Annotated in this window: 24 protein-coding genes and 1 pseudogene; 10 read left to right on the forward strand and 15 right to left on the reverse strand. The window is 65.4% G+C overall.

Translation table 11 applies throughout. The annotated features are described in order from the left end of the window. The first annotated feature begins 93 nt into the window (after positions 1-93). The 5 genes from ACP96_RS04560 to ACP96_RS04575 all read left to right on the forward strand — a co-directional run bounded on the left by ACP96_RS04560 (position 94) and on the right by ACP96_RS04575 (position 4,630). Positions 94-1,086, forward strand: coding sequence for a hypothetical protein (locus tag ACP96_RS04560; protein WP_050032415.1), 993 nt, complete (start codon positions 94-96; stop codon positions 1,084-1,086). 289 nt (positions 1,087-1,375) lie between these two features. After that, positions 1,376-1,507 (forward strand): hypothetical protein, encoded by a 132-nt coding sequence (locus ACP96_RS19710; RefSeq protein WP_272913217.1) that lies wholly within the window; start codon positions 1,376-1,378, stop codon positions 1,505-1,507. A 2-nt stretch (positions 1,508-1,509) separates the two neighbouring features. After that, a complete protein-coding gene (locus ACP96_RS04565) occupies positions 1,510-2,610 on the forward strand; it encodes a glutamate-cysteine ligase family protein (RefSeq protein ID WP_050032416.1) in 1,101 nt (366 codons plus the stop codon). A gap of 391 nt (positions 2,611-3,001) precedes the next feature. Further along, positions 3,002-3,667, forward strand: a complete 666-nt coding sequence (locus ACP96_RS04570; RefSeq protein ID WP_050032417.1) for a helix-turn-helix domain-containing protein — start codon at positions 3,002-3,004, stop codon at positions 3,665-3,667. 177 nt (positions 3,668-3,844) lie between these two features. Then, on the forward strand, positions 3,845-4,630 hold the full coding sequence (locus tag ACP96_RS04575) for a YihY/virulence factor BrkB family protein (protein ID WP_161785350.1): 786 nt from the start codon (positions 3,845-3,847) through the stop codon (positions 4,628-4,630). Positions 4,631-4,653: 23 nt separating this feature from the next. Here the strand turns inward: ACP96_RS04575 and ACP96_RS04580 are convergent, their stop codons facing one another. The 5 genes and pseudogenes from ACP96_RS04580 to ACP96_RS04600 all read right to left on the reverse strand — a co-directional run bounded on the left by ACP96_RS04580 (position 4,654) and on the right by ACP96_RS04600 (position 7,714). Next, positions 4,654-4,923 (reverse strand): HalOD1 output domain-containing protein, encoded by a 270-nt coding sequence (locus ACP96_RS04580; RefSeq protein WP_050032419.1) that lies wholly within the window; start codon positions 4,921-4,923, stop codon positions 4,654-4,656. Positions 4,924-5,173: 250 nt separating this feature from the next. Continuing rightward, positions 5,174-5,713 carry a metal-dependent hydrolase gene (locus ACP96_RS04585; protein WP_050032420.1) on the reverse strand — a complete coding sequence of 180 codons (540 nt, stop codon included), beginning with the start codon at positions 5,711-5,713 and terminating at the stop codon, positions 5,174-5,176. A 46-nt stretch (positions 5,714-5,759) separates the two neighbouring features. Beyond that, a complete protein-coding gene (locus ACP96_RS04590; RefSeq protein WP_050032421.1) occupies positions 5,760-6,341 on the reverse strand; it encodes a 20S proteasome subunit A/B in 582 nt (193 codons plus the stop codon). A 137-nt stretch (positions 6,342-6,478) separates the two neighbouring features. Then, positions 6,479-7,292 (reverse strand): annotated as a pseudogene (locus ACP96_RS04595) (manganese catalase family protein). Positions 7,293-7,471: 179 nt separating this feature from the next. Then, positions 7,472-7,714, reverse strand: coding sequence for a hypothetical protein (locus tag ACP96_RS04600; protein ID WP_050032422.1), 243 nt, complete (start codon positions 7,712-7,714; stop codon positions 7,472-7,474). A 408-nt stretch (positions 7,715-8,122) separates the two neighbouring features. Here ACP96_RS04600 and ACP96_RS04610 point away from each other — a divergent pair, with 408 nt between their 5' ends. Continuing rightward, complete coding sequence (locus tag ACP96_RS04610; RefSeq protein WP_154020403.1) at positions 8,123-8,287, forward strand: hypothetical protein; 165 nt, start codon at positions 8,123-8,125, stop codon at positions 8,285-8,287. Between the two features lie 204 nt (positions 8,288-8,491). Here the strand turns inward: ACP96_RS04610 and ACP96_RS04615 are convergent, their stop codons facing one another. Both ACP96_RS04615 and ACP96_RS04620 read right to left on the reverse strand, forming a co-directional pair. Then, positions 8,492-9,025, reverse strand: coding sequence for a DUF5815 family protein (locus tag ACP96_RS04615; RefSeq protein ID WP_050032425.1), 534 nt, complete (start codon positions 9,023-9,025; stop codon positions 8,492-8,494). A 96-nt stretch (positions 9,026-9,121) separates the two neighbouring features. After that, positions 9,122-11,344, reverse strand: coding sequence for a CDC48 family AAA ATPase (locus ACP96_RS04620; protein WP_050032426.1), 2,223 nt, complete (start codon positions 11,342-11,344; stop codon positions 9,122-9,124). 229 nt (positions 11,345-11,573) lie between these two features. Here ACP96_RS04620 and ACP96_RS04625 point away from each other — a divergent pair, with 229 nt between their 5' ends. After that, positions 11,574-11,765: a hypothetical protein gene (locus tag ACP96_RS04625; protein ID WP_050026720.1), complete on the forward strand. Its 192-nt coding sequence runs from the start codon at positions 11,574-11,576 to the stop codon at positions 11,763-11,765. Positions 11,766-11,812: 47 nt separating this feature from the next. On the opposite strand, the gene ACP96_RS04630 is transcribed toward ACP96_RS04625, so the two are convergent. The 5 genes from ACP96_RS04630 to ACP96_RS04650 form a co-directional block, all read right to left on the reverse strand. Then, positions 11,813-12,931: an ATP-NAD kinase family protein gene (locus ACP96_RS04630; protein ID WP_050032427.1), complete on the reverse strand. Its 1,119-nt coding sequence runs from the start codon at positions 12,929-12,931 to the stop codon at positions 11,813-11,815. Between the two features lie 221 nt (positions 12,932-13,152). Further along, positions 13,153-13,848: a competence/damage-inducible protein A gene (locus ACP96_RS04635; protein ID WP_050032428.1), complete on the reverse strand. Its 696-nt coding sequence runs from the start codon at positions 13,846-13,848 to the stop codon at positions 13,153-13,155. Positions 13,849-13,886: 38 nt separating this feature from the next. Then, positions 13,887-14,663, reverse strand: coding sequence for a DUF5803 family protein (locus tag ACP96_RS04640; protein ID WP_050032429.1), 777 nt, complete (start codon positions 14,661-14,663; stop codon positions 13,887-13,889). 3 nt (positions 14,664-14,666) lie between these two features. Then, a complete protein-coding gene (locus ACP96_RS04645) occupies positions 14,667-15,362 on the reverse strand; it encodes a DUF2110 family protein (RefSeq protein WP_050032430.1) in 696 nt (231 codons plus the stop codon). Further along, entirely contained in the window at positions 15,362-15,886 is a 525-nt protein-coding gene (locus tag ACP96_RS04650; RefSeq protein ID WP_050026713.1) for a transcription factor, read from the reverse strand. The genes ACP96_RS04645 and ACP96_RS04650 overlap by 1 nt, the downstream gene beginning before the upstream one ends. 157 nt (positions 15,887-16,043) lie before the next feature. On the opposite strand from ACP96_RS04650, the gene ACP96_RS04655 reads away from it, so the two are divergent. After that, positions 16,044-17,123 carry a hypothetical protein gene (locus ACP96_RS04655; RefSeq protein WP_050032431.1) on the forward strand — a complete coding sequence of 360 codons (1,080 nt, stop codon included), beginning with the start codon at positions 16,044-16,046 and terminating at the stop codon, positions 17,121-17,123. 29 nt (positions 17,124-17,152) lie between these two features. Here the strand turns inward: ACP96_RS04655 and ACP96_RS04660 are convergent, their stop codons facing one another. Further along, complete coding sequence (locus tag ACP96_RS04660; protein WP_050026476.1) at positions 17,153-18,634, reverse strand: PAS domain-containing protein; 1,482 nt, start codon at positions 18,632-18,634, stop codon at positions 17,153-17,155. Between the two features lie 72 nt (positions 18,635-18,706). On the opposite strand from ACP96_RS04660, the gene ACP96_RS04665 reads away from it, so the two are divergent. After that, on the forward strand, positions 18,707-20,185 hold the full coding sequence (locus ACP96_RS04665) for an ATPase domain-containing protein (RefSeq protein ID WP_050032432.1): 1,479 nt from the start codon (positions 18,707-18,709) through the stop codon (positions 20,183-20,185). Between the two features lie 6 nt (positions 20,186-20,191). On the opposite strand, the gene ACP96_RS04670 is transcribed toward ACP96_RS04665, so the two are convergent. Further along, positions 20,192-20,830, reverse strand: a complete 639-nt coding sequence (locus tag ACP96_RS04670) for a tRNA (cytidine(56)-2'-O)-methyltransferase (RefSeq protein ID WP_050026478.1) — start codon at positions 20,828-20,830, stop codon at positions 20,192-20,194. A 169-nt stretch (positions 20,831-20,999) separates the two neighbouring features. Here ACP96_RS04670 and ACP96_RS04675 point away from each other — a divergent pair, with 169 nt between their 5' ends. Further along, positions 21,000-22,073 (forward strand): phosphoribosylaminoimidazolesuccinocarboxamide synthase, encoded by a 1,074-nt coding sequence (locus tag ACP96_RS04675; protein ID WP_050032433.1) that lies wholly within the window; start codon positions 21,000-21,002, stop codon positions 22,071-22,073. Positions 22,074-22,217: 144 nt separating this feature from the next. Here the strand turns inward: ACP96_RS04675 and ACP96_RS04680 are convergent, their stop codons facing one another. After that, positions 22,218-23,333, reverse strand: a complete 1,116-nt coding sequence (locus ACP96_RS04680) for a methyl-accepting chemotaxis protein (RefSeq protein WP_050032542.1) — start codon at positions 23,331-23,333, stop codon at positions 22,218-22,220. Positions 23,334-23,484: the final 151 nt, after the last annotated feature.

Genomic DNA, 23,484 nt, shown 5'->3' on the forward strand with positions numbered 1-23,484 from the left:
CGCTCTCTCCGAGCGGTCGAGGAGCCGCCGCTGTCGGCGTCGATGTGACGGAGCAGCACGGGTGTTTATCCGTATTCTCGTCGTGTGACCGATATGGTCTCCGAACCCGAGACGGTGAGATCCGTACGCGATTCTGACACGGTACGGAAGCGAGCGGTGGACTGGGTGCTGCTCGACGGGGACCGGAGAGCCGTCGCGGGCTGTTTCGCCGCGCTCTGTGCGGGCGTCATGTGGACGCTTATCGCCGCCGGCGTACTGGCGGTGGGCCCAAGCAGTTCCGTGGCGAGCCTTTTCGGAAGCGGGCTCACCTCGGGAGTGATCACGCTCCTCACGATCGCTCTCTCGATCAATCAGCTCGTCCTCTCGCGCGTGTTCGGGTCCGTCAACGTCTTGGTAGACCGGCTCAACGGGTCACGAGAACTGCGGCAGACCGTCGAATCGATCGCCGGAGTCCCGTCGAGTCCAAACGACCCCGCGGACTTTCTCTCGTTGATCGCCACGACGCTCACTGACCGTGCCGATGGAGTGATAGCCGCCGGCGACGGTGCCGACTGGGATCCGCCGGAAGCGTTCACGAGCGCGTTGCGCGACATCGCCGCGTACGGGGACAACCTCGACGAAAATCTCGAATCTAACACGGATTTGAACTCCATTCTCGGCGTTATTTTGGGGACCGAATACGCGCAGAACATGACTGCAACCAGACACATCCGGAACGAGTACGCCGCGTCGATCCCCGAGGAGATATCGGAGGAGCTCAAAGCCATCGAGGAGCTCCTCGAGTCTATCGCCGTCGTTCGGCAGTTCTACAAGACGATCGCCATTCAGGAGGATCTCGCGACGCTCTCGCGACTGCTGGTCTACTCGGGGGTGACGGCCTTGGCGGCAGCGGTCACCGTGACGCTCGTCTATCGGACGAACTCCGTCACAATCCCGGTAGAGGCCCTTCCCGTCGTCGTGAGTGTCGCTATCGGGCTCATCGTCGCCCCGCTGGCGCTGTTCGTCGCGTACATTCTCCGGGCGGCGACCGTCGCTCGACAAACGGTCTCCGTCGGGCCGTTCATCCCGCCTCAAAATCGGGGCTAAACGGGATCGTTCGACGGCGACTTCAGAAGAATCGGCTCAACACCGGTTCTGAGGCCCACACACCGAAATTCGCCGTTCGTGGTCACGGTAGCTTCTGGGTCCAGAACGGGTCTCTCGCGGCTCCATTCTAAAGACTTAGGCGGAGCTTTCACCCGCCTCTCTCCGATATCTGCTATTGAGACAAAGTATGTCCGATATTACGGGGGAAGCCCGGATCCGAGTCGGGGGAACTGGTGATTGTCCACGGGCCGTGAGGGCGGGGTCGGTACCCGTCGACGTGCTCGGCCCCATGGCAGACGAGTACGGTCACCGCGTGCTCGCGGCGATCTCCGGAGCGTCGGCTGCGACGGATCTCTCGACGCTCGTCGAAGACGACCCCGAGAGCCAGACCACCGAGGCGATCCAAGCAATAGTGACCTAACCATGTATACACTCAGCGTCGGCATCGAACTGGAACTGTGGGTCGTCGACGAAACGGGACGACTGTGTGACGGAACGGAGATCACCCAAGCACATCAGCGGATAGAACCCGAATTCATCGACCCGCTCATCGAAGTAAAGACGGAGCCACACACCAGCGAACGCTCCCTGCGGCGTGAGCTTCAGTCGATCCTTCAAACGGCGATTCTGGCGGCAGAGGGGGCGAGTAAACGCCTCGTCCCGCTCGGGACGCCTTTGACCACTTCGGACGCCGCTCCGAACTGCGAGCGCGGTCGAGTGTTCGAAACCATCTACGGCAGCGGTGTCGAAAGCGCCAAGAACTGTGCCGGAGCGCACATCCACTTCGGGCAGGACGAGATCGTCGACCAACTCAACCTCCTGACCGCGCTCGATCCGGCGCTCGCGTTGGTGAGTTCCTCGTCCTATTACGCCGGGACCCACGGTGCAAACTCGTCTCGCGCGCTCGCGTATCGAACGGATTGCGGGGACGACTTCCGCTGTTACATGGATCTCTGTGAATACGAGGACAGCCTCGCGGAATGGCGGGACCGCGTCGACGAAAAGTACAGGCTATTCAAACGGTTGGCCGCCGACAAGGGAGTGTCTCCCGATACGGTCGAGGAGCTGTTCGCGCCCGAAGACACGGTGCTGAACCCAGTCCGCCTCCGGGAGTGTCAGCCGACGGTCGAGTGGCGGGCACCGGACGCCACGCTCCCCAGCCAGATCCTCCAACTCGCGACCGACGTCGAGGACCTCGTCTCGCGCACGCAAACGGCTTCCGTCGAGGTCGGGGAACCAGCGGCCGGAGAAGATTGCATCCAGATTCCGGAGTTTGAGACGCTTCAAGACCTGAGCTGGAAAGCGATCGAATCCGGGCTCGAATCCGCGGACGTCGAGTCGTACCTTCAGGACTTGGGGTTCGACACCTCGACGTACGACCCGCTTTCGTCGAGACTTCACGGGCCGTACCAGCTCAGTAACTCGGAGGCACGAACGCGACGGTTACAACAGGCCGGTCGGTTGCAGGCGGACGTCCAGAATCTGACTCCCGAAGAATCGCAGTATACGATGTTTCCGGCCTAAGTAGCAGTAGCTACGGCGACGACAGCCGCCCGCTCCCCGGTACCCACAGAACATTCCTTTCTCGCTTCTTCCCGCTTTCTCATCTGAGTCGAGGACCGGAATCCACCCCGGAATCAGGGCGACGCGAACCCTCGCGAACACAACTTCATGGTCCCGTTTTTCGCATTAAGCATAGCCACACTGCCAACGCGGTGTGATGGCAGACGTCCGTCGAACAGCATCACTTTGCGCGACCAGCTGGATTAAGTAAAGCGATACCGAAAATAAGGCCGCCGTATTTCCCCACGCGTAACGGGTCGTGGAAACCGTGTTTTGCCCCGTTAACGATCCACAAGCTGAATGAACGCATACGCTGCTTATACTAAAGCCCTCACGGGGACAGTGGGCGCACATGGAGACCGTCGTAGTTGCCACTATCCCGATCGACCAGTTCGTTCTCGAAGAAGCGATCGAGCGGGTCCCGGATGTCGAGTTCGAGTTCCTTCAGTCTGCCATCCACAGTTCGAAGAGTACGATACCCTTCCTCTGGACCTCGACGAGCCAGCCGGACGAACTCGACGCAGCTCTACAGAGAGATCCGTCCATAGACCGCGTCCGCCGCCTGTCCATGGACGACGATCGTGGCCTGTACGAAGTCGACTGGACGGCGTCCGCGGCGCGTCTCATCGACGAGTTCGCAGAGACCGGCTCGGTGCTCGACGTCCGAGGGACACCCGACCACTGGGAGTTCCAAATCCTGTTCCCCGACCGCGCGACGGCGTCGGAGACCTTCCAAGCCTGGCGTGACGACGGAATCGACCCATCGCTCTCTCGTATCGGCAATTTCTCCTGTCCAGAGGACAAAAAGGGAGGTCTATCGGCGACACAACACAGCACCATCACCCAAGCGTTCGAGGCGGATTACTACAAGGTCCCACGAGGCACGACGCTAGAGGAACTGTCCTCGGGCTTCGACGTGTCTCACCAAGCCGTCTCTGAACGCCTCAGGCGAGGTCACTCCCACCTCGTTGAGCAGTTGCTCTCGGAATCGACGACCGGAGCGGAAACTCGCCTGTGAGCATTGCTCTCCTCCGTCACCGGGGACAGAGATGAACCCGGGATCGGTCTCTTGCGGCTCCGGCCCGAAACCTCTAGCGAAGCGCTCACATAACGGATTCTGTCGCTACGTCACGAGTAAGAGATGAGGGATATGCGCTCACAAAACACTCACACAGCCGAACATTCGACCGAGGTCGTGCGGGGAATCATCCACGTCATTCGAACGAAGAACGTCCCGTTCATGGCAGGGAGCATCGCGTATTCGGCGTTCGTCTCGCTGCTTCCGCTTGTCCTGCTGTTGACGATCGCGGCGTCTATTCTCGGAGGCGAGGCGCTGGTCACTCGCGTCCAGGCCGTCACGGAGAACTACCTCACACCGAGCGGGCAGTCGCTGTTGATCGACAGTATCAGCCAAGCCGGGAGTCAAACGGGGCTTTCGATTCTGGGGTCCGTCGTACTGCTCTGGGGAATACTGCGAGTCTTCCGCGCGCTCGACACGGCCTTTTCGGCGATCTACGACACCCAGTGGAAGAACGATTTCGTCAATCAACTCAAAGACGGGATCGTGGTACTGGCGTCTCTGGGAGTCGCGTTGTTCGTCGTGGTCGGCGCGGGACTGGCCCTCCGTCTCGTCCCGGACCTCCCGTTCCCGACCCTGGCGAGAGGGGCGTTGCTGGTCTTCGGTCTCACGGTCGTGTTCCTTCCCATCTACTACGTGTTCCCCGACGCGGAGCTGTCTGTCAAGATGATTCTCCCGGGAACGGTGGTTGCGGCCGTCGGGTGGGCGCTGCTCAACGCCGGATTCGGCGTCTACGTCGCGTACTCGTCGACCCAGGATCTGTACGGCGTCATCGGCGGTGTGATACTCCTGATCACGTTCCTCTACTTCGGAGCGCTGGTGATCCTGATCGGAGCCGTTACGAACGTCGTGCTCATGGGAAGCCGCTCTTCCGCCTCGGACGATCCGGTGAGTACGAAGTAACCGTTAGCTCCGTCAACGGAGCTTCAGCGGTGTGACTCGATTTTGATGATCGGGTTCCCGCTCGTATCGGCGGTGATGGTGGCCGTCGTGGTATCTGCCTCAAACTGGAGCGTCATCTTGAGATTTCGTTCCTGAAAGAGGCCGTCAAGTGCGTCTGTATTAATATCGTCACTGATGAGCCACTTTTGATCGATCGCACCCTCGTCATGAGCCTTTGCGATCGCCGTTACGACTGCCGTACTCAGCTGTTCGCCTTCGTCTGGTTCGTAGTAAAACTCTTGCGTATCTCCCATTCGGCTAGCTTGTATTTCAACGCAAATATACATTGCTACTACATAGCATAATGTTGGCCGTATCGACTGCAGCTAGGTCAACGGGTATCGCTTACTGAGGATTTCACAGCGCATGATAGTTCGGACCGCGGACGGCAATTCCTGTCGACGTCACCGCGCGAATCGTGTCGATTCTCACTGCTGTTGGTAGCCGCGTCGGAGTCGAATTCGCCTGCCCCTAGCCGTATCTCGCCCAATCGGAGGCTTGCCCTCACTCAGACAGGGACGTATCGCCGACATGCAGGTACAGCCCGACGTTGACGAGGACGCCGGCGGCGAGGAGGCCCCAGTTGACCACGGGATCGTTGTACCAGACGAGGTCGATACCGAGCGAGCTCGGGTAAATCGGCCAGAACGGCTCGATGGAATCGGCGATATCCGGTGCCGAGAGTATATCTGCGAAGAGGTGAGCGAGTCCAGAGATCCAGACCGTCAGGAAGCCGAACCGGACACTGTGGCTCACCACCTCGGGGGACAGCCAGTCCGTCTCACCGTCGATCCACTCGAGGAACTTCCCGACAAGCGGGCCGATGACCGCGGCGAAGAGCGTCACCGCGAGGACGGTGTGGAACACCCCGTGGTGTTTGACGGTTGGAATGAGCCTCGGGAGCACCAAGTCGACGTCCGGCAGCATTCCGAAGGGAGTTCCGACTAAGACGAACGCCACCGCCGTTCTCCGGTAGTCGACGAGGAACCACACCGGGGCGAGCCAGAGCAGTGCCATACCCAAGTGGCCGCTCACGTCTACCATGCGAGAGATACCCCAAATGTAGTGGATTCCGGTCGGATACGACGAGTCACCGTTCCGCCTCCTCCCCGGAGCGGCGAACGTCCTGCTCGATCTGGTCGGCGCTCCCGAGGACCCAGACGGTGACCTCGCCACCGGTGGTGACATCTCGCTCGGTCACCGTCTCCAGTACGCTTCGTACCGCGGCGGCGGGATCGTTTGTCATCTCGTCCGCGTCGAGTGCCTCCAGCAATCCGAGGGCGACCTTCCTCCCGGAACCGAGAGCGATTTTACCGCCCTCGAGTACGCGCCCGTCGGAGGCGACCTCTCTGAGGCTCGCCGCCCCGTCGGCGTCGCGTGCGCCTATCACGGCGTCGACGCCCGCTTCCTGCGTCTCCCGGGCTGCGATGCGAGCGACGGCGTCGATGTCGGGGGCGTCACCGCTTCGCAGCCCGCGATCTCGGAGATCGACCTCGAACTGTCGGCGGAACTGCTGGATCGCCCCCGATTCACCCACGACGCCAACGCCGACGCCGTCGAGGCCGAACACGCGCCGGAACTGATCCGACGACACCGCTTCGCCGTCGACGACCCGTGTGTCTCCGGCGATGGCTACCCCTGTCGGCGTTTCGATCGCTACGACAGTGCTCATCGTTCATTGATGACTGCCGTTGGCCGGTTAACACCGTGGCCTGCGTGTGCAGGGTGAGGTGGAGACCGGGTCCGGATACTTGTTCGAGAGTGATCGATGGAAATGGGGGAGACGAGAGGTCAGTCGCGTTCGGCCGTTCACTGAACCTTGTTATACATCTCGTCGATCATCTCTTTGAGATCGGGAGTGCCACCGCCGGGCTGACGGGGCGTGTAGCTGAACTCCCCTTTGCCGTCGGGCGCTTCACCCTGCGTCCACGGCTGTTCCGGATCGTCCCGCTCCTCACGAGCGGTGGACATGAACGAGTAGTTATACTCCTGATTCTCCTGTTCCTGATCGAAGCTCGCCGGGACGGGACGATGGTCTCCGAGGCCCTCTAAGGCGGCGTGCCACTGGTTCTGATGCATCGTGTCTCGGGCGATGAGGTACTCCAGCATCTCTTTCATGCCCGGATCGTCGGTGAACTCGTAGAGCCGGGTCGCGAGCACGCGTCCCGTGGACTCGGCCATGACGTTCGCGTACATGTCGGCGGCCAGATTTCCGGAAGCAACCACGTAGTTCCCGGTGAACGGGACGCCGTTGCTGTCGACGGGCATCGCGTGTAACCCCGCTGAGAGGGCCTGTCGGGGTTGGCCAGAACGCATCATCTCGTCGATGATCGCGTCCTCGCGGGCGGACTCGCGAGCCTCCTCAGACGCTCCCTCGAGATTCTTCGTGACCGCAGTCGCAAGCATCTCGATGTGCCCGAGCTCCTCCGTCGCGGTCTCCATCAGGAACTGTCTGATCTCCTGTTTCTCGGCCGGAACCGCGAAGGCCTGAAACATGTATTGTAAGGCGACACGCATCTCACCCTCAGCACCACCGATGGCCTGCTGGAGCATCTTTGCGAAACGGGGGGTCGGGATTCTCGACTTCGACCTCGAACTGGAGCTGATTGTCGTGGTAGAACACGGCATGGAGGTGAACGTCAGGATCCGGCAATAGCGTCCTGCTTGCGAATGCCGGGGCCTTTTGATATCCCTCGTGTCTCACCCGTCAGACGGGGCGTCTCGCCGTTCATGGCCGGACGGATGTTCCTGATGGAACACGAGCCCGGTAGTCCGATCAGGAGCCCGGTGGTACCTCGGTCGTTAGAACCGGCGGAGACGGATCTCGTCGTCGGTGACTTCGCTCACTTCGCTGTCCTGAAGCGGATAGGTGTCGTCGTCGACGTCTTCCCAGCCCAACGACGCCTTGATCCGATCGAACATGTCCGGGTCGGGATCGACGCGCGGCGTTCCGTGTCGAACCGCCGTGACCGTACCGACGCGGTCGCCGTCCGCGGTCATAACGTACTTTCCGACGTCGCTGTCTGTGTATACCGTTTCTGCCATACTGTTACCACGTGAGGTACACGCATAAGGGCACAGCCTACTTACGGAAGCCCGTGCGTCAATCGGCCACTCCGCGATACCGTTCGTTCTCGTCAGTCGAGCTCGGCGCGACCCGATGTTCGCCAATACATCAATAAAGAAAACAGTATTTGAAAGGGGTAAGTACGGCGTCGATCCTCGCCCGCTTCGATCGTTTCTTGAGGAGGAGGAGGCGTCCGCGTTACTGATTCAGTTGAAGACGTCGACGGCCGGCCCGACTGCGCTTCCGACTGCGTTCGGGCCACGGATCGGTCCCGTCGGAATGTAGCTGTCTTCCGATCAGCCACCGGTTTCGGTATCTCTCACCTTCGTTTCCCCATAGTGCCGGAGAAGGGTTTCGACCGTCTCTTTCACCCCAAATCTCGTCGCTTGATCTCGGAGCTGATTCCCGTTACCATCGAGATACACGGGAGGGACACCGGCGTAGTATCTCTCGATCTACGGGAGAAATGCCACGTCGACGAGGCGGCGTTTCTCGTCGAGGCTGACGGGGCTCTCACAGCTCTGCACTCACGGACCTCGATCCGAATTTGAGTCGTTCGACACGGGTATCAGACTGACTATAAAACCTATAAAGAACGATAAGATGGTAGAAATATATACTTTTAAATGTATCAGATTCCGTCAATTCAAAATGTCTCTCCCGGTCGAGCCAACGGCTTTCGGACTGGCGGAACGATCGTAGTATCGATCGAAAACAGGCGGAGTTCGACACGATCGAGATTCCGAGCGTCGCACTCAGGCGTACGGGTCCTCGGCTTCCAGATCGCGCTCGGCGCGGTACTGGTCGACGAACTCGCTCACGTCGAACTCGACCATCTCCTCTTCGAACGCCGAGAGCGCCTCGTCGTCGTCGGCGTGGCTCACGGCGTGTTCCATCAGTTCGACGACGAGTTCGACGACGATCTCGTGGAGCCGGCGGGAGTCGAAGTCGGTCACCCACGCCATCGCGTACCCCACGTCGGCGTTCTCGCTGGCGTCGGACGCGACGACGGCCTCCGGGAACTCCTCTAAGACCACGCCGAGCAGGTGGGGCGTGTCGAACTCCGGCATCTCCTCGCTCGTCGTCTCGATCGCCTCGCGGAGCACCTCGACCAAGAAGTCGGGAATGAACCGCTCCGGGGGATGCACGTCCATCACGACCGCGTGCGTCTCGCCGCAGTCGCACTCGAACTCGCGCATCCCCAGGTCCAGTTCGCCGGACGCGATCGTCTGTCCGCACGGCAGCTCCAGCGTGTTCTCGTCACCGCCGGGGACGCGCGGCTGGGACATACCCGACGTTGGGCGCTGTCGTGGTTAAAAGGCGCGGAACGGGACGGAAGCCGGGGCGCCGTAGCCGCGGCGACGCCGCGAACGCGGCTCCGCCGCCTACTGGAAGCCGATCCGGCCGCCGGTGTCGCGGATCGCCTCCCCGCTACCGCCCTTGAACTGCTCTTCGACCTCCTCGTAGTACGCGAGGATGTCGTCGTTGATCGTGGGGCGCACCGACTCCAGCGCGCGCCGGAAGTGCTTCATCTCGACCTCCTCGGCGTCGTCGTCGTCCCGCAGCGCCTCGATGGCGGCCTCGCGGGCGATCCCCTCAAGGTCGGAGCCGACGTAGCCGTCCGTGATCTCGGCGATCTCGCGCAGGGTCACGTCTGGCGCAAGCGGCGTGTCCTGCGTGTGGATGTCGAGGATCTGCTCGCGGCCTTCTTGGTCGGGCTGGCCGATCATCACGAGCCGATCGAACCGTCCGGAGCGCAGCAGTGCGGGGTCGATCATGTCGGGGCGGTTGGTGGCGCCGATCACCATCACGTCGCCCATGTCCTCTAACCCGTCGAGCTCGGTCAGCAGCTGGTTGACGACGCGCTCGGAGACGTTGTTCCCCATCTCCTGCCCGCGCGAGGGCGCGAGGCTGTCGAGCTCGTCGAAGAAGATGATCGTCGGGCTCACCTGCCGGGCCTTCCGGAAGGTCTGCCGGATCGCCTTCTCCGACTCGCCGACCCACTTCGAGAGCAGCTGCGGCCCCCGGACCGAGATGAAGTTCGCGTTCGTCTCGTTGGCGACTGCCTTCGCCATCAGCGTCTTCCCGGTGCCCGGCGGGCCGTACAGCAGCACGCCCTTCGGGGCGTTGACGCCCATTCGGTCGAACTTCTCCGGCGAGGTGAGCGGCCACTCCACCGACTCTTGGACCTGCTGTTGAGCGTCGCTGAGTCCGCCGACGTCGTCCCACGAGATCTTCGGCAGCTCGACGAGCACCTCGCGCATCGCGGAGGGTTCCACCTCGTTCAACGCGCCCGAGAAGTCGTCGCGCTTGACGATCATCCGGTCGATGAGGCTCGGCGGCACCTCCTCCTCGTCTAAGTCGATCTCGGGGAGGTAGCGACGCAGCGCCTTCATCGCGGCCTCCTTCGTAAGGCTCTCGATGTCGGCGCCGACGAAGCCGTGCGTCTCGTCCGCGAGGTGGTCTAAGCTCACGTCGTCCGAGAGCGGCATCCCGCGGGTGTGGATCTGGAGGATCTCCTTGCGGCCAACCTCGTCGGGGACGCCGATCTCGATCTCGCGGTCGAAGCGTCCGGGGCGGCGGAGCGCGGGGTCGACGCTGTCGACGCGGTTGGTCGCGCCGATGACGATCACCTGTCCGCGCGTCTCCAGTCCGTCCATCATCGTCAGCAGCTGGGCGACGACGCGGCGCTCGACCTCGCCGGTCACGTCCTCGCGCTTGGGCGCGATTGAGTCGAGCTCGTCGATGAAGATGATCGAGGGCGACTCCTCTTTCGCGTCCTCGAAGATCTCCCTGAGCTGCTGTTCGGACTCGCCGTAGTACTTCGAGATGATCTCCGGGCCGGCGATCGAGAAGAACGACGCCGACGTCTCGTTGGCGACCGCCTTCGCGAGGAGCGTCTTCCCGGTGCCGGGCGGGCCGTGGAGCAGGACGCCCTGCGGCGGCTCGATGCCGAGCTTCGAGAAGATCTGCGGGTGTTTCATCGGCAGCTCGACCATCTCGCGGACGCGCTGGATCTCCGACTGGAGCCCGCCGATGTCCTCGTACGTGATCCCGCCACCGGTCTTCTCGAACCCGGAGATCGGCTCCTCGCGCAGCTCGACCTCGGTGTCCTCGGTGATCAGACAGACGCCGTCCGGCTCCGTCTCGACCGCGATCAGCGGGATCGCCTGTCCGGGCGACCGCATGAACGGGTGGTTGGTCGACGACATCACGGGGACGATGTCGCGCTCGACGACCGGCCGCTTGAGGATCTGGCGTTTTACCATGCCGGCGGCGTCGGAGCCGAACTGGACCGACGCCTCCTCGGGCGGGGCCAGCACGAGCTTGTCGGCCTTTTCGGCCTCCGCCTTCCGGATCGTCACGCGCTCGCCGATGCCCACGTCGGCGTTCTGGCGGGTGAAGCCGTCGACGCGGACCGTGTCGGTGTTCCAGTCCTGCCGGTCCGCGCGCCAGACCTTCGCGGCGGTCGTCTCCGCGCCCTCGATCTCGATGATGTCGCCGGGCGAGAGCTTGAGGTGCAACAGCGTGTCGGGGTCGAGTCGGGCGATGCCGCGCCCCGAGTCGTTCGGGTACGCCTTCGCCACTTCGAGTTGAACTTCGTTCATGGTTCCTCGCGGGGGTTGTCCGTAACTGCACCCGGTTCGGGAATAAGCCTGTTGCCCCTGTCGGCGACGCCGGTTCCCCCGAGCGGTTCGGGAACCCCGGCGATCTGTGTCATCATATAGCACGATACGGCATCCGTATTTAAAACGCCGTCGCATGGGCGGGTTTTCGCCGTCTCCGAGGAGCGCGCCGTGCCGTCGACTTTTCCCCCGTTCACCGCCAACTCCGCCCGTGCTCGACTCGCTCTCCGAACCGATGCGGATGCTCGTCACACGGCTCGCCGTCCTCGCCGCCGGCGTGCTCCTCGGTGCCGCCCCGTACGCGCTCGGCCTCGCGGGTCCCCTCGCCGTCCCGCTCGCGGCGGTCGCGGCGGTGGTGGCCGGCGAGATCTATTTCCTCGTCGCGGGCGACGGCTCGGGCTGACCGGAAGTCCAGGAAACCCGTCCGGGCTCCTCCGCCGTGCTCGTCCCCTACGCGATCTTCATCATCCGCGTCTCGAACTTGCCGACGCGGACTCGGACCCACCCGGCGAGTTCCGCGTCGAGGTCTGGGTCGTCGGTGTCGACCCGAAGCGCTCGCACGTCGTCGAGCTTCGTCCGCGAGGCGACGATCCGAAGGTCACACCGCCGGATCACCGCCGGCGACAGCTGCGGGTTCCCGCGGCCGAAGACGAACCCTTGTCCACCGATCGGCGAGACGACGATGACGTTCTCCTCGCCGAGCGCGTCGAGGATCTCTCGTTCGGTCCCGTCCCGGACCACCACCTCGCCGTCGCGCCACACGTCCACCCCGATCGGCGACGGCTCGAATCCGAGTTCCGCCTTGATCGCCCCCACGGTCGATCCCGGGCCGAGCACGAAGGTGACGCCCTCTCCCTTCCGGTCGCGGATGTCCTCGGCGACTCCCTCGGCGAGCGACTCGACGGTCCCGCTCGCGGTCTGTTTCGACGACTGGAGGTCGTCGGCGACCGGGACGCGCGCGACCGCGCGGAGCTCCGGGCGGACTTCGCCCTCTCGGTAGGCGTCCTCGTCGATGTCTACCACCTCGCGGCGCTCGGTGCGGGAGAAGGCGGTCGCGACCTCGGCGGCGTCCTCGGGCGAGACGGCGAACACGGACGAGTACACCTTCACGCCGGCGGGGACGCCGAGCATCGGGATCTCGGACCCGACCCGTTCCAGCGTCGTCGCCACGTCGGTCGCCGTGCCGTCGCCGCCGACGAACAGGATCAGATCCACCGGGTCGTCGCCGCCGACGAACGCCTCGACGACTCGGGCGGTGTGCTCGGCCGTCGTCTCCGTGGGATCGGGCGGGGTCGCTCCATCGCCGCAATCCTCGCCGAACGGGTCGATCACGCGGACCGGCTCGAAACCGGCGTCGCGGACCAGTCGCTCGCCCATGGGGTCGGCGGCGGTCGAGACGCGCGTCTCGGGCGCGATCGCCGCGAGCCGATCTAACGCTCGCCGCGCCCGGTCCGGCGCTCGCGGCTCCGCGCCGCGTGCGACCGCCTCCGCCACCTTCCCGTCGGTTCCCTTGAGCCCGACGCGGCCGCCCATCCCGGCGACCGGGTTCACCGCGAATCCGACGTGCATGTCCGGTCCTTCGGCGGCGAGCCCTTAAGCGGGACGCGTCTCGCCGCGGGAAGATCAACGTTTAAGACGCCCCCAAGACAAGCGCGAACCATGCTCCTCGAAGCCGCCCCAGTCGAGCCGCTCCCGATCGACGCGACCGCCACCGCCGTCCTCGTCGCCAGCCTCGTGATCACCGTGCTGTGGCTCGCGTACCTGTATCGGTAGATCGCCGGTCTCTGTCCTCAGCTCTCGGAATCGATCAACACCGACCGCTCCCGCACCCACTCGGCGGCGCGCTCCGCCTCGTCGGCGGTCGCCGCCGTGATCTTCACCCGCACGCTCTCGCCGGGGTACGATCCGACGCTCACGTCGAACGCTTCCTGGAGCTCCGTGAACCGGTCTAGCAGCTCGCTCTCCGGCTCGTCGACGTCGACGACGACGGTGTGGGTCGGGGTCCCCTCGAACTCCTCGACGACCGACTCGAACATCGCCTCCATCTCCGCCGGGACGCCCGGAAGGACGTACACCGACTCGACGACGGCGCCGGGCGCGACCCCCTCCTCGTTGGCGAGCGGCCGGCAACCGGTCGGGAGGTGGGTGGTTTCGGCGACCAGGTCGTCCGCGCTGTATCCGCGCTCCGCGAGCCAGTCCGCGGCCCGATCGTTGGCAACGAGATCGCGTCCGAACGCGGCCGCGACCGCCTCCATCGTCACGTCGTCGTGGGTCGGGCCGAGCCCGCCGGTGACGATCACGGCGTCGTACTCGGCGTGGTACTCGTTGACGACTCTCGCTATCTCGGCGACCTCGTCCGGGACGACCGTCACGCGGCGAACCGTCACGCCGCGGTCGGCGAGCCGGCCGCAGAGCCACGTCGCGTTCGTGTTCTGGGTGTCGCCGACGAGGAGCTCGTCCCCGACGGTGACGATTGCGGCGTTCATACCGTCACAAGGCGACGCGCACTGAAAAAGGGCGTCAGTTATTTGTTCTCGTCCTCGTCGTCCTCGTACACGCCGAGCCCCATCTGCCGGCGTCGCTGGCGAAGCTCCTCCAGCTGTCGACGGAAGTACACCGTCCCGACGACCGCGGCGACCGCGCCGATCACGAGGATCACCCCGAAGACGAGCAGGTCACTCTCGCGGTACGACTGGACCACGACCGACCCGCTCGTGACCGAGTCCCACGTGATCCGGTCGCGACCGTCGACCGTCTCGATCTCGTGATTGCGCGGCGACACGTGCCCGACGATCGGCATGTCGGTGCTGAATCCGGGCGGGAGCGTCACCGCGTACGACCCCTCGACGTAGGTGAGCGTGGTGAACCGGCGTGGCGATCCGGACGCCGAGATAGCCAGCCGCCCGTCCTCCATGTCGTCGCCGAACCGGACCCACGTCTCGTCGGGAGTGCGCTCGACCTCGCCGCCGCGGGCGCGGAACTCGCTCCCGTTGACGACCTCACCGTCGGGGTACTGGTACCGGAACGCCTCGAACTCGAAGGGCTGATCGCCCGTGTACGGGGTCTGTCGGTAGAAGCGTATCTCTTCGACGTCGGAGACGTTGTACACGACGGTGTACCGCGTCTCGGTCGACAGGTTGATCGACGCGTCGCGGTCGGTCGCGAAGTCGTACGCGTGGGGCGGCTCGGCGTCGAGCGTCTCGTTCGCCACGTCGCCGCCGTCGTTGACATAGGTGAGACAGCCGGCGCTGACGGCCAGCAGCGCGACGACCGCGACCGCGAGGGCGAAACGTCGGTTCACGGGTCAGACGACGCAGCGCATCTCCGCCGGGAGGTACGAGCCGATCGCGGCCAGCAGCCCCGGCGGGTCGGTGTCCTCGGTGCAGACGACGCTCTGTTCTAAGAGTCCCAGCCGCTCGACGGTGACGATGTCCTGCGCGTGGCCCGCGCGGTTCACGGTCGCCCGGACCTCGCCGCGGGTCGCCGAGTTGACGTTGAGCCGCCCGTCGCCGCGCTGCCAGTCGTAGAGGCGGTCGCGCTCGGCGTCCGACAGCCGACTCGGCTCCGAATCGGGGTCGCCGACGTCGCCGCCGTAGACGAACCGCACGGGGAGGTGCTGAACCAGCCCGAACCGCTCGACGACCTGCTCGGGCGAGCCCCTGCCGAGGCCGATCTCGTCGGCCGGAATCCGCACGTCGACGCCGGCGTCGAAGACGAACCCGTCGTCGTCCCACGATTCGAGGGTACCGACGTACTCCTCGCCGGCTTCCAGTCCCCCGTCGTGGGCGACGATCTCGCCCCACGTCTCCGCGAGGACGTTGCGGGCGACCTCGGCGTCCTCGCCGCTCACGTCCACCTGCACGAAGTCGTCGTCGCGGACGCCGACGTGCCAGTCGACGTCGAGCTCGCCAACGTCGTTGGCGACCAGCGAGTTCATGCCGTCGAGCGCGCGGTCGCGGGCGTCTCCCCCGACGTAGCACTTGGTTGCGAGAACGACCATTATCCCGTCACGTCCACGTTGAGCTCGTCACGGAGCTTCTCGACGCGCTGCCCCATCGCCTCTCGGAGCCGGTCGTTGTCCATCGCCTCGACCGGGGAGCCGCACTCCGGACACTCGAAGCCGAAGTCCATCGCCTCGCCGAACTCGAAGCGGATCGAACACACCTCACAGAGGTAGAACTCGTGGGTCCGTTCGTACTCCTCGCGCTCCTCTAACGCGTCGAGCAGGCGGTACATCTCCTCTTCGAGGTTCTCCGGGATGTTGTCGTAGTGGAACGTCCAGAGGTACGTGAGCCATCCCGAGTCCTCGTCGCGCACCCGGCGGTAGGTGGCGAGGTCGTTCTCGTACAGGATGAACAGCGCGCGTCGGACGTCGTTGAGCTCCAGTCCGAGCTCCTCCGCCAGCTCCTCGTCGGTGACCTCGCCGTCGGGCGGCGCGGCCGCGACCGGCATCCCCGTCGGCCCCACCAGCTCGTGGAGGTACTTCTGGATGACGGGGTCGTTCAGTAGATCCTCAAAAGCCATTACGTGGATCTGGTGGAGGAACCGGGTTAAAAGCTCCGGAAGGAGCGGTGACCGCGTCCGCGTCGCCGCCGATCCGGACTGCGATCGGGTCCCGCGGGGGTTCCGACCCGACCGCCTCCGGCAAAGCTTTACCCGACCTGTGACACGACACGGTCGTATGGCATCGATCGGCGGCACGGGGGAGGGGTCGGACCCGCCAGCGCGATCGGAGGGGTCGGACAGTGCGGACGGGGCGGGCGGGCCGAGTGGGCCGGAGCGGGCAGTCGCGACCGACTCCCCGACGACCGGGACGCGCGTCCGCCGAGCCGTCGGCGCGCTCGCGCTCCTCTCCGTCCCCGTCCCGCTCGCCGCCGTTCCGCTGGTCCCCGCCGCCGCCCTCCTCGGCCCCGCCGGGCTCGGCGTCGCCGGTCCGGGCGCGGCCGGGGGGCTCCTCGCCGCCGTCGTCGTCGGTATCGGCGGCTCCGCCCTCCTAGGCCCGATCGTCGTCGACCGCCGGATCGCTCGGCTCCCCGAGGCCGAGCTCGACGACCGCCCGGCCGACTTCGTCGCCGATCGCGTCGCGACGCTCGCGGACGAAGTCGGCGTCGACGCCCCCGAGGTGACGGTCGTCCGCGCCGACGCCGCCAACGTCGCCGTCGCCGACGGGTACCGCGGCTCGCGGCTCGTCGTCTCGACGCGGCTGCTCTCGCTGCCGAAGGCCGACCGAGACGCCGCGCTCCGACACGCGCTCGTCCGGCTCCGAACTCGGGAGGCGCTCGTCGCGACCGCGCTGCTTCCGGCGCTCGCCGCGGTCGAGACGGTCGCGCTCCTCGCGACCCTGCTCGTCGGGCGCGGCGGCGAGCGGACGGCGGCGGATCGCGGCGTCAACCGCATCCACGGGTACGAGCCGGAGCGCGACCGGATCCCGTCGTGGGCGTACGCGGTTGCCGGGGTCGCGCTCTGGCTCCTGCTCCTCCCGGCGTGGCTCCCGGCGGCCGTCGGCGACCGGCTCTACGTCGCCGGCGGGCGTCGGGACGCCGACGGAGCGGTCGCGCGGGTCGGGACCGCCGAGCGCGACGGGCTCGGCAACGCGGTCGCGTTCGCCAGCGACGCCGCGGGCGCCGCCGACTGGCCGCCGCTCCTCGACCGGCTCTCGCTCGTCTCGATGGCGGACGCCGAGACGGGTCGCGTGCGAGGGACGAGTCGGCAGGAGGCGCGGACGCGGCTCGCTCGGCTCCGCTCGAAGCGGGCTCTGTGAGCTGGGACGGCGCGATCCGGGGCACGTGATCAGGGGTGCGCCGGGACGACGATCCGGAGGATCGTTCCGCCCGTCTCCGACAGCGCCACCGAGAACTCCCCGCCCGCCTTGCCCACGACCCAGTACATCAGCCAGATCCCGAGCCGGTCCGCGTGCTTCAGCGACGTCTCGCCCCGTTCGAGTACGTGTGTCTCGTGTTCCGGAATCCCCGGCCCGTCGTCTTCGATCTCGATCTCGATCCATCCCTCGTCCCCGCGCTCGACGCGTATCCAGACGGTCGGGTCCGGGTCGTCGTTGTGCTTGACCGCGTTCTCTACCCCCTCCTCGATCGCCGTCTGGAGGCCGAGCACGCTCACGCAGAGGGGATCGTCGTCGGGGAGCGAGAGGTGAAACGTCGCGTCCGGGTACCGATCGGTCATCTGACTCAGCAGCTCGGACAACCGGTCGCGGAGCTCGACGGCGGCCTCGGCGGGCTCCGTTTTCGAAAGCGTGTGGTCGATCTTTCGCACCGCCTCCGCGATCCGCATCAGGTCGTCGGTCGTCTCCGCGATCACGTCGAGCGACTTCCGGAGCTGCTCTTCGTCGGGATTCGTGCGTAGGAGGTCCGTGTACCCCTCGATGAGGTTCATCTTGTTCCGGAGGTTGTGGTTGAGCACCCGGCCCATCACCTCCAGCCGACGCTCGCGGATCTTCCGGTCCGTGATGTCCGTCTGAAAGCCGACGAAGCGGATCACGTCGCCGTTCTCGTGGATCGGCGCGACGGTGAGCTGGTTCCAGAACTTCTGGCCGTTCGCGCGGTAGTTCAGAACGTCGACGGATATCGGCCGCTCGTCGTCGATCGCCTCGCGGACCGCCGCCGTCTTCTCCGGGTTCGTGTGCTCTCCCTGGAGGAACCGACAGTCCTTCCCCAGCATCTCCGGACCGTAGCCGGTGAGCCGCTCGAACTCCCCGTTGACGTAGGTCAGCGGGTTGTTCCCCGTCCCCGGCTCCGCGAGGGTGATTCCCACCGGAGCCTCGTCCATCGCCCGCTCCTTCTGTCGGAGCTCCTCGACGGCGGCCGCGAGCCGCCGCTCGCGGTCGGCGAGCCGGAGGGAGGTGCGCCGTCGCTCGACGAGGTTCCCGATCCGGGTGCGGAGCGCCCCCTTGCGCACCGGGAGCTCGATAACGTCGTCGACGTGATCCCACGCGCTCCCCGTCGTCTCCCGGTCAGTGTCGCCGCTCGCGAGGAGGACGAACGGGAGGAAGGCGGGCGCCGCGCGCTCCCGTCGTGATTCGATCCCCTCGGCGGCCCGCTCGAACGCCTCGGCGCCGAAGACGCAGCAGTCGAACGTCGAGTCGAGCGCCGCCGCGTCCGTCGTCGAATCGACGCGGAAGCGGTCGCCGAGGGCCTCGGCCACCAGCTCGCGGTCGCGTCCCGGCCGCATGAACAGCAGGACGCGGACCTCCTCGTCCGCGTCGGGCGGTCCGCCGAACGGGGCGTCGGAGGCGGTCCTCGCGGGGTCTGGGACCATGTCTCCTAGAAAGATACCGCGTGACCACTAAGTGCTACCCATTGTTAACTATCCCCGCCCGGAGTGGAACGTATGTCAACACCACTCGCCGATCGCACCTCGACCGGTATCGCGGGGCTCGACGAGATCCTGTCGGGGGGGCTCGTCCCGAGGCGGAGCTACATGGTCCGCGGACAGGCCGGCAGCGGGAAGACGATTCTGAGCTTCCACTTCCTTCAGCAGGGGATCGACGAGGGGGAGACGGCGCTGTTCATCAACCTCGAAGAGGACCTCCGAGACCTGAAGGCGAACGCGGCGGCGCTCGGCTTCGACACCGAGGCGATCGAGTTCCTCGATCTGAGCCCGAGCGCTGACGTGTTCGTCGAGGACGAGTCGTACGAGGTGTTCGAGCCCGCCGAGGTCGAGCGGGAGTCGCTGACCGATAGAATCGTCGAAGGCGTGACCGCGGTCGAACCCGACCGCGTCGTCGTCGACCCGCTGACACAGCTCCGGTTTCTCCTGTCCGACGACTACCAGTTCCGGAAGCAGGTGGTCGGATTCATGCGCTTCTTAAAAGACCGGGAAGCGACGGTGCTCTTCACCGTCCAGAACACCAAGTCGCTGCCGACGGACGACCTCGAGTTCATCACTGACGGGACGATCCGGCTGGACGCCGCGGAGTACGGCAAGACGGTCAGCGTACCGAAATTCCGGGGATCGTCGACGCAGAGCGGCGATCACGCCTACCGCGTCACCGACACGGGCATCCGCGTGTACCCCGCGCTCCAGCCCGGAAGCCGCGACGGCAACCTCGAGTTCGAACAGATCTCTTCGGGGATCCCGGAGGTCGACGAGCTGCTCCACGGCGGGATCGAACGCGGCACCGTCACCATCGTGAGCGGACCGACCGGAGTGGGGAAGACGACCCTGAGCACGCAGTTCATGAAAGAGGCCGCCGGTCGGGGGGAACGTTCCGTCATCTACCTGTTCGAAGAGAACCGGGAGACGTTCCTCACCCGGTCGCGCGCCGTCAACATCCCGGTCGACGAGATGCTGGAGCGGGGGACCCTGCAGGTGAACGAGGTGGAGGCGTTAGAGCGGTCGCCACAGGAGTTCGCGCGGATGGTCCGCGGGGAGGTGGAAGAGCAGGACGCCGACATCGTCATGGTCGACGGGATCTCCGGGTACCGGCTGACGCTGCGCGGCGACGAGGACATGATGCTCCAGCAGATGCACGCGCTCGGTCGCTACCTCAAGAACTCCGGCGTGACGGGGATTTTCATCGACGAGACGCGGAACGTCACGGGCGAGTTCCACGCGACGATGGAGAACATCAGCTACCTCGCGGACAACATCGTTTTCCTCCGGCATCTGGAGGTCGAGGGCGAACTCCGCAAGGCGATCGGCGTCCTCAAAAAGCGGACGAGCGACTTCGAGCGGACGATCCGCGAGTTCCGGATCACGGAACACGGAATCACCGTCGGCGAGCCAATGTCGGGGCTCCGCGGTATCCTGAGCGGCACGCCCGAGGTCGTCGATCAGGCGTCTAACCGCGGCTCTCGGGACGAGTAGGACGAGTCAGTCGCGGTCGGCGGGTGCGGGGTCGTCACCGGTTCCGGCGTCGTCGTCGCCCGCGACCTCCTCGCCGGCGTCGACGACCGTTTTCCCGGTCGCCTCCGGCAGCACCCGGCGGTCGGCGTTCTCCCACTCCCGGTCGAGCTCCGCGCCCTCGAACAGCCGGTCGAGGAACACCGCGAGCCCGGCGACCTCGGAGTGCGGCTGGTTCGTCACGCCCACGTTGAAGTCGGCGCGCTCGTACAGCGCCCACGGCACCTTCTCGCCGCCGACCACGACGAGGAGGTCCCGGGGCGTCGACGCCTCTCCGTCGGTCCCGTCCGAGCCGTCGAGCCCGACCGCCTCGCGAACCTCCTCCTCTACGTCCTGGACGCGCTCGCCGTACATCGTGAGGTGGACGACGATCCCCTCGAAGTCCCGGACGATCGCCTTCTGGTCCTCGCGGAGCTCGACCGCGAACGGGCCGCCGAACCGGTCGGTGATGTCCCGCACCGTCTCCGCCGACTGCCCGGCGTTGTCGGGGAAGATCACCCGGTCGGCGCCGAGCGCTCGGGCCGTGAGTCCGACGTGCGTCGTCATGCGGTCGTCGCGCCCCGGCCGGTGGCCGTACCGGAGGACGACGACCTCGCGCGCATCGTGCATACTCGGCAGTGCGCCCGCGAGCCGCGTGGTCCTTTCGATGCGGAGTCGCCGGCGGCTCGTGTTCGCCGCCGCCTGATCATCCCACGGTCGTGGATCGTTTATCGAAGCGAAGGCGAGAGGTGACCACGTAAGTGAAAGATTCATGGGGAAGGCGGTCGCCGGATGAGGTATGACGAGCGTCAAGGAGTTCCGCGTCGACGAGCCCGCGACCGCCGACGCGCTCGGCCGCGGTCGGTTCGTCTTCACGGACGCCTACTCGGTGTTCGACTGGGGCCAGATGCCGGACGCGATCCCGAACAAGGGCGCGAGCCTCTGTGCGATGGGCGCGTTCAACTTCGAACTGCTGGAAGACGAGGGAATCCCGACCCACTACCGGGGCGTCATCGACCCCGGCCGTGACGCCGACGTGGACGGGGAGGGCGGGCCCGAAGTCGTCCCCCTCGCCGAGGCGACCGCCCCGCCGACGGAGATGGCCATCGACCTGACGCAGGTGCCGGATCTCCCGTACGAGGGCCCGGAGGCCGGCTACGACTACGACGCCTTCCACGCCGCGGGCGGGGAGAACTACCTCGTCCCGCTGGAGGTCGTCTTCCGCAACCGGGTGCCCGTCGGGTCCAGCCTGCGACGCCGCAGGGACCCCGCCGACTTCGGGTTCGGCGACCTCGCCGGCGCCGACGGCGACTGGCCCGACGAGCCGGTCGACCTCCCCGAGCCGGTCGTGGAGTTCTCGACGAAGTACGAGCAGCAGGACCGCTACCTCACCCGCGCTGAGGCCGACCGGATCGCGGGCGTCGCCGACGTCGACGCCCTCGAATCGCTCGCGCGCGACGTGAACCGGGTCGTCACCGAGCGCGCCGAGGCGGCCGGGTTCGTCCACGAGGACGGGAAGATCGAGTGCCTGTACGTCGACGGCGAGCTCCGGGTCGCCGACGTAGTCGGGACGTTCGACGAGAACCGCTTCTCGTACGGCGGGCGCGGGATCTCGAAGGAGGTCGTCCGCCAGTGGTACAAGGCGAACGACCCCGCGTGGGTCGAGAGCGTGAAGGAGGCGAAGGCGGCGGTCGCCGACCGCGACATCGACGACTGGCGCGAGCTCTGCGAGCGCGACCCCGAGCCGCTCCCGCCGGCAGTCGTCGGCGCGGTCTCGGAGCTGTACGCGGCCGGCACGAACGCGTACACCGACCGGGAGTGGTTCGACGTCCCCGACATCGAGGCGGCGCTCGACGCGGTCGACGGGCTGTAGGCCGGGGACAGGCGCCGACTGCGGCGCCGGACCGACGAGTACGCCGACCACCGCGTCTGACCGAACGACCGCGATCGAGGTCGACACGACTCCGGTGACTCACAGTCGCGTCGCGGGGGATCGGCGTGTCGCCCGCGTCGGTACTCAGACGGACCTGTCCATGACTTCGGCCAGCTGTCGGTCTATCTCCTCGACTTGCTGGGTGAGGCGCGAGACCATCTCCGTCTGACTCTCGTTTTCGTCTGCGATCTCCGAGATTTCCTCCGTGATGACGCGAGCCCGCTGTGAGACATCGTCAACGACGCTTGCCATCTCTTCGGCTACGCCCGCTTGCTCGTCCGTTGCGTCTGCTATTTCGCTGATCCCACCTTCGGTCTGTTCTACCGCCGACAGAATCTGTTTCTGATTTTCGAGGACTCGTTGGATATCCTCTCTCGCAGACTGAATCTGGTCATTGGCCGACTCCATCTCCGTTGTGGTTTGGCCAGCTTTCCGTTTGATCGTCGTGACGATCTCTTCGATTTCGGCGGCTTGGTCCTGTGATCGAGTCGCTAAGTCCTTTACTTCGTCCGCGACGACCGCGAATCCGTCACTGTCGCTTCGCGCAGCCTCAATATTGGCGTTCAACGCCAGCATGTTCGTCTGCTCGGCGATACTGTTAATCACACCGACGAACTCCTCTACCTGCTCGATCTCGTCCCGTAGATCAGCCACGTCTTCCGCTACTGTTGCTGACTTTTCAGCGGTTTCGTCCACCTGATCAATGACCTCCGTCACAGTCTCCACGGATTCCTGTGCCAGTTCCCGCGACTCGGCGCTCTGCGTATTCACTTCGTCGGCACTGGAGGCGATCTCTTCGACGGTAGCGCTGAACCCGGAGACGTCTTCCTGGGCGCTGTCGAGTTCGTCCGCTTGGTCGGAGACGAGCTGGGTGATCTCGTTCGATCGGCTCGCGATCTCGCTCGTCGATGCCCCCAGTTCTCCCATCGATGCCTCGACGTTATTCGACAGTTCTTGCTGGAGTTCGCTCAGTGATTCACGCTGCTCGACGACCGTTGTAACATCGAAGAGCAACTCGACCGCACCAACGGTCTCACCCGTCGGCGTCTGTATCGGCGTCCCGATCGCGCGAGCGTGTGCTTGTGATCCGTCTGGTCGCTCCGCAGATCGGAACTCTTCTTCTCGGATCGGCGTTCCAGTGCGAACGACCTTCTCGGCGAGCGTTTCGTCTTTTCCTTTCGTCTGCTCTGTTGAATCCACAGAGGGCAGCGGGATCGGGTCATTCTGTACACAATTCAGGACCGCTGCCGAGAGAATGTAGAGATGGACTCTTGCCAGGGAGCGCACGGATCGAGATCGCTGGGTGGATCGATCCAATCATCGACAACGAAAAACGAGATAACCGCGTCTT

Origin of the sequence: Halorubrum halophilum (assembly GCF_000739595.1) — an archaeon.
In the GTDB taxonomy this organism is placed as follows: Archaea; Halobacteriota; Halobacteria; order Halobacteriales; family Haloferacaceae; genus Halorubrum; species Halorubrum halophilum.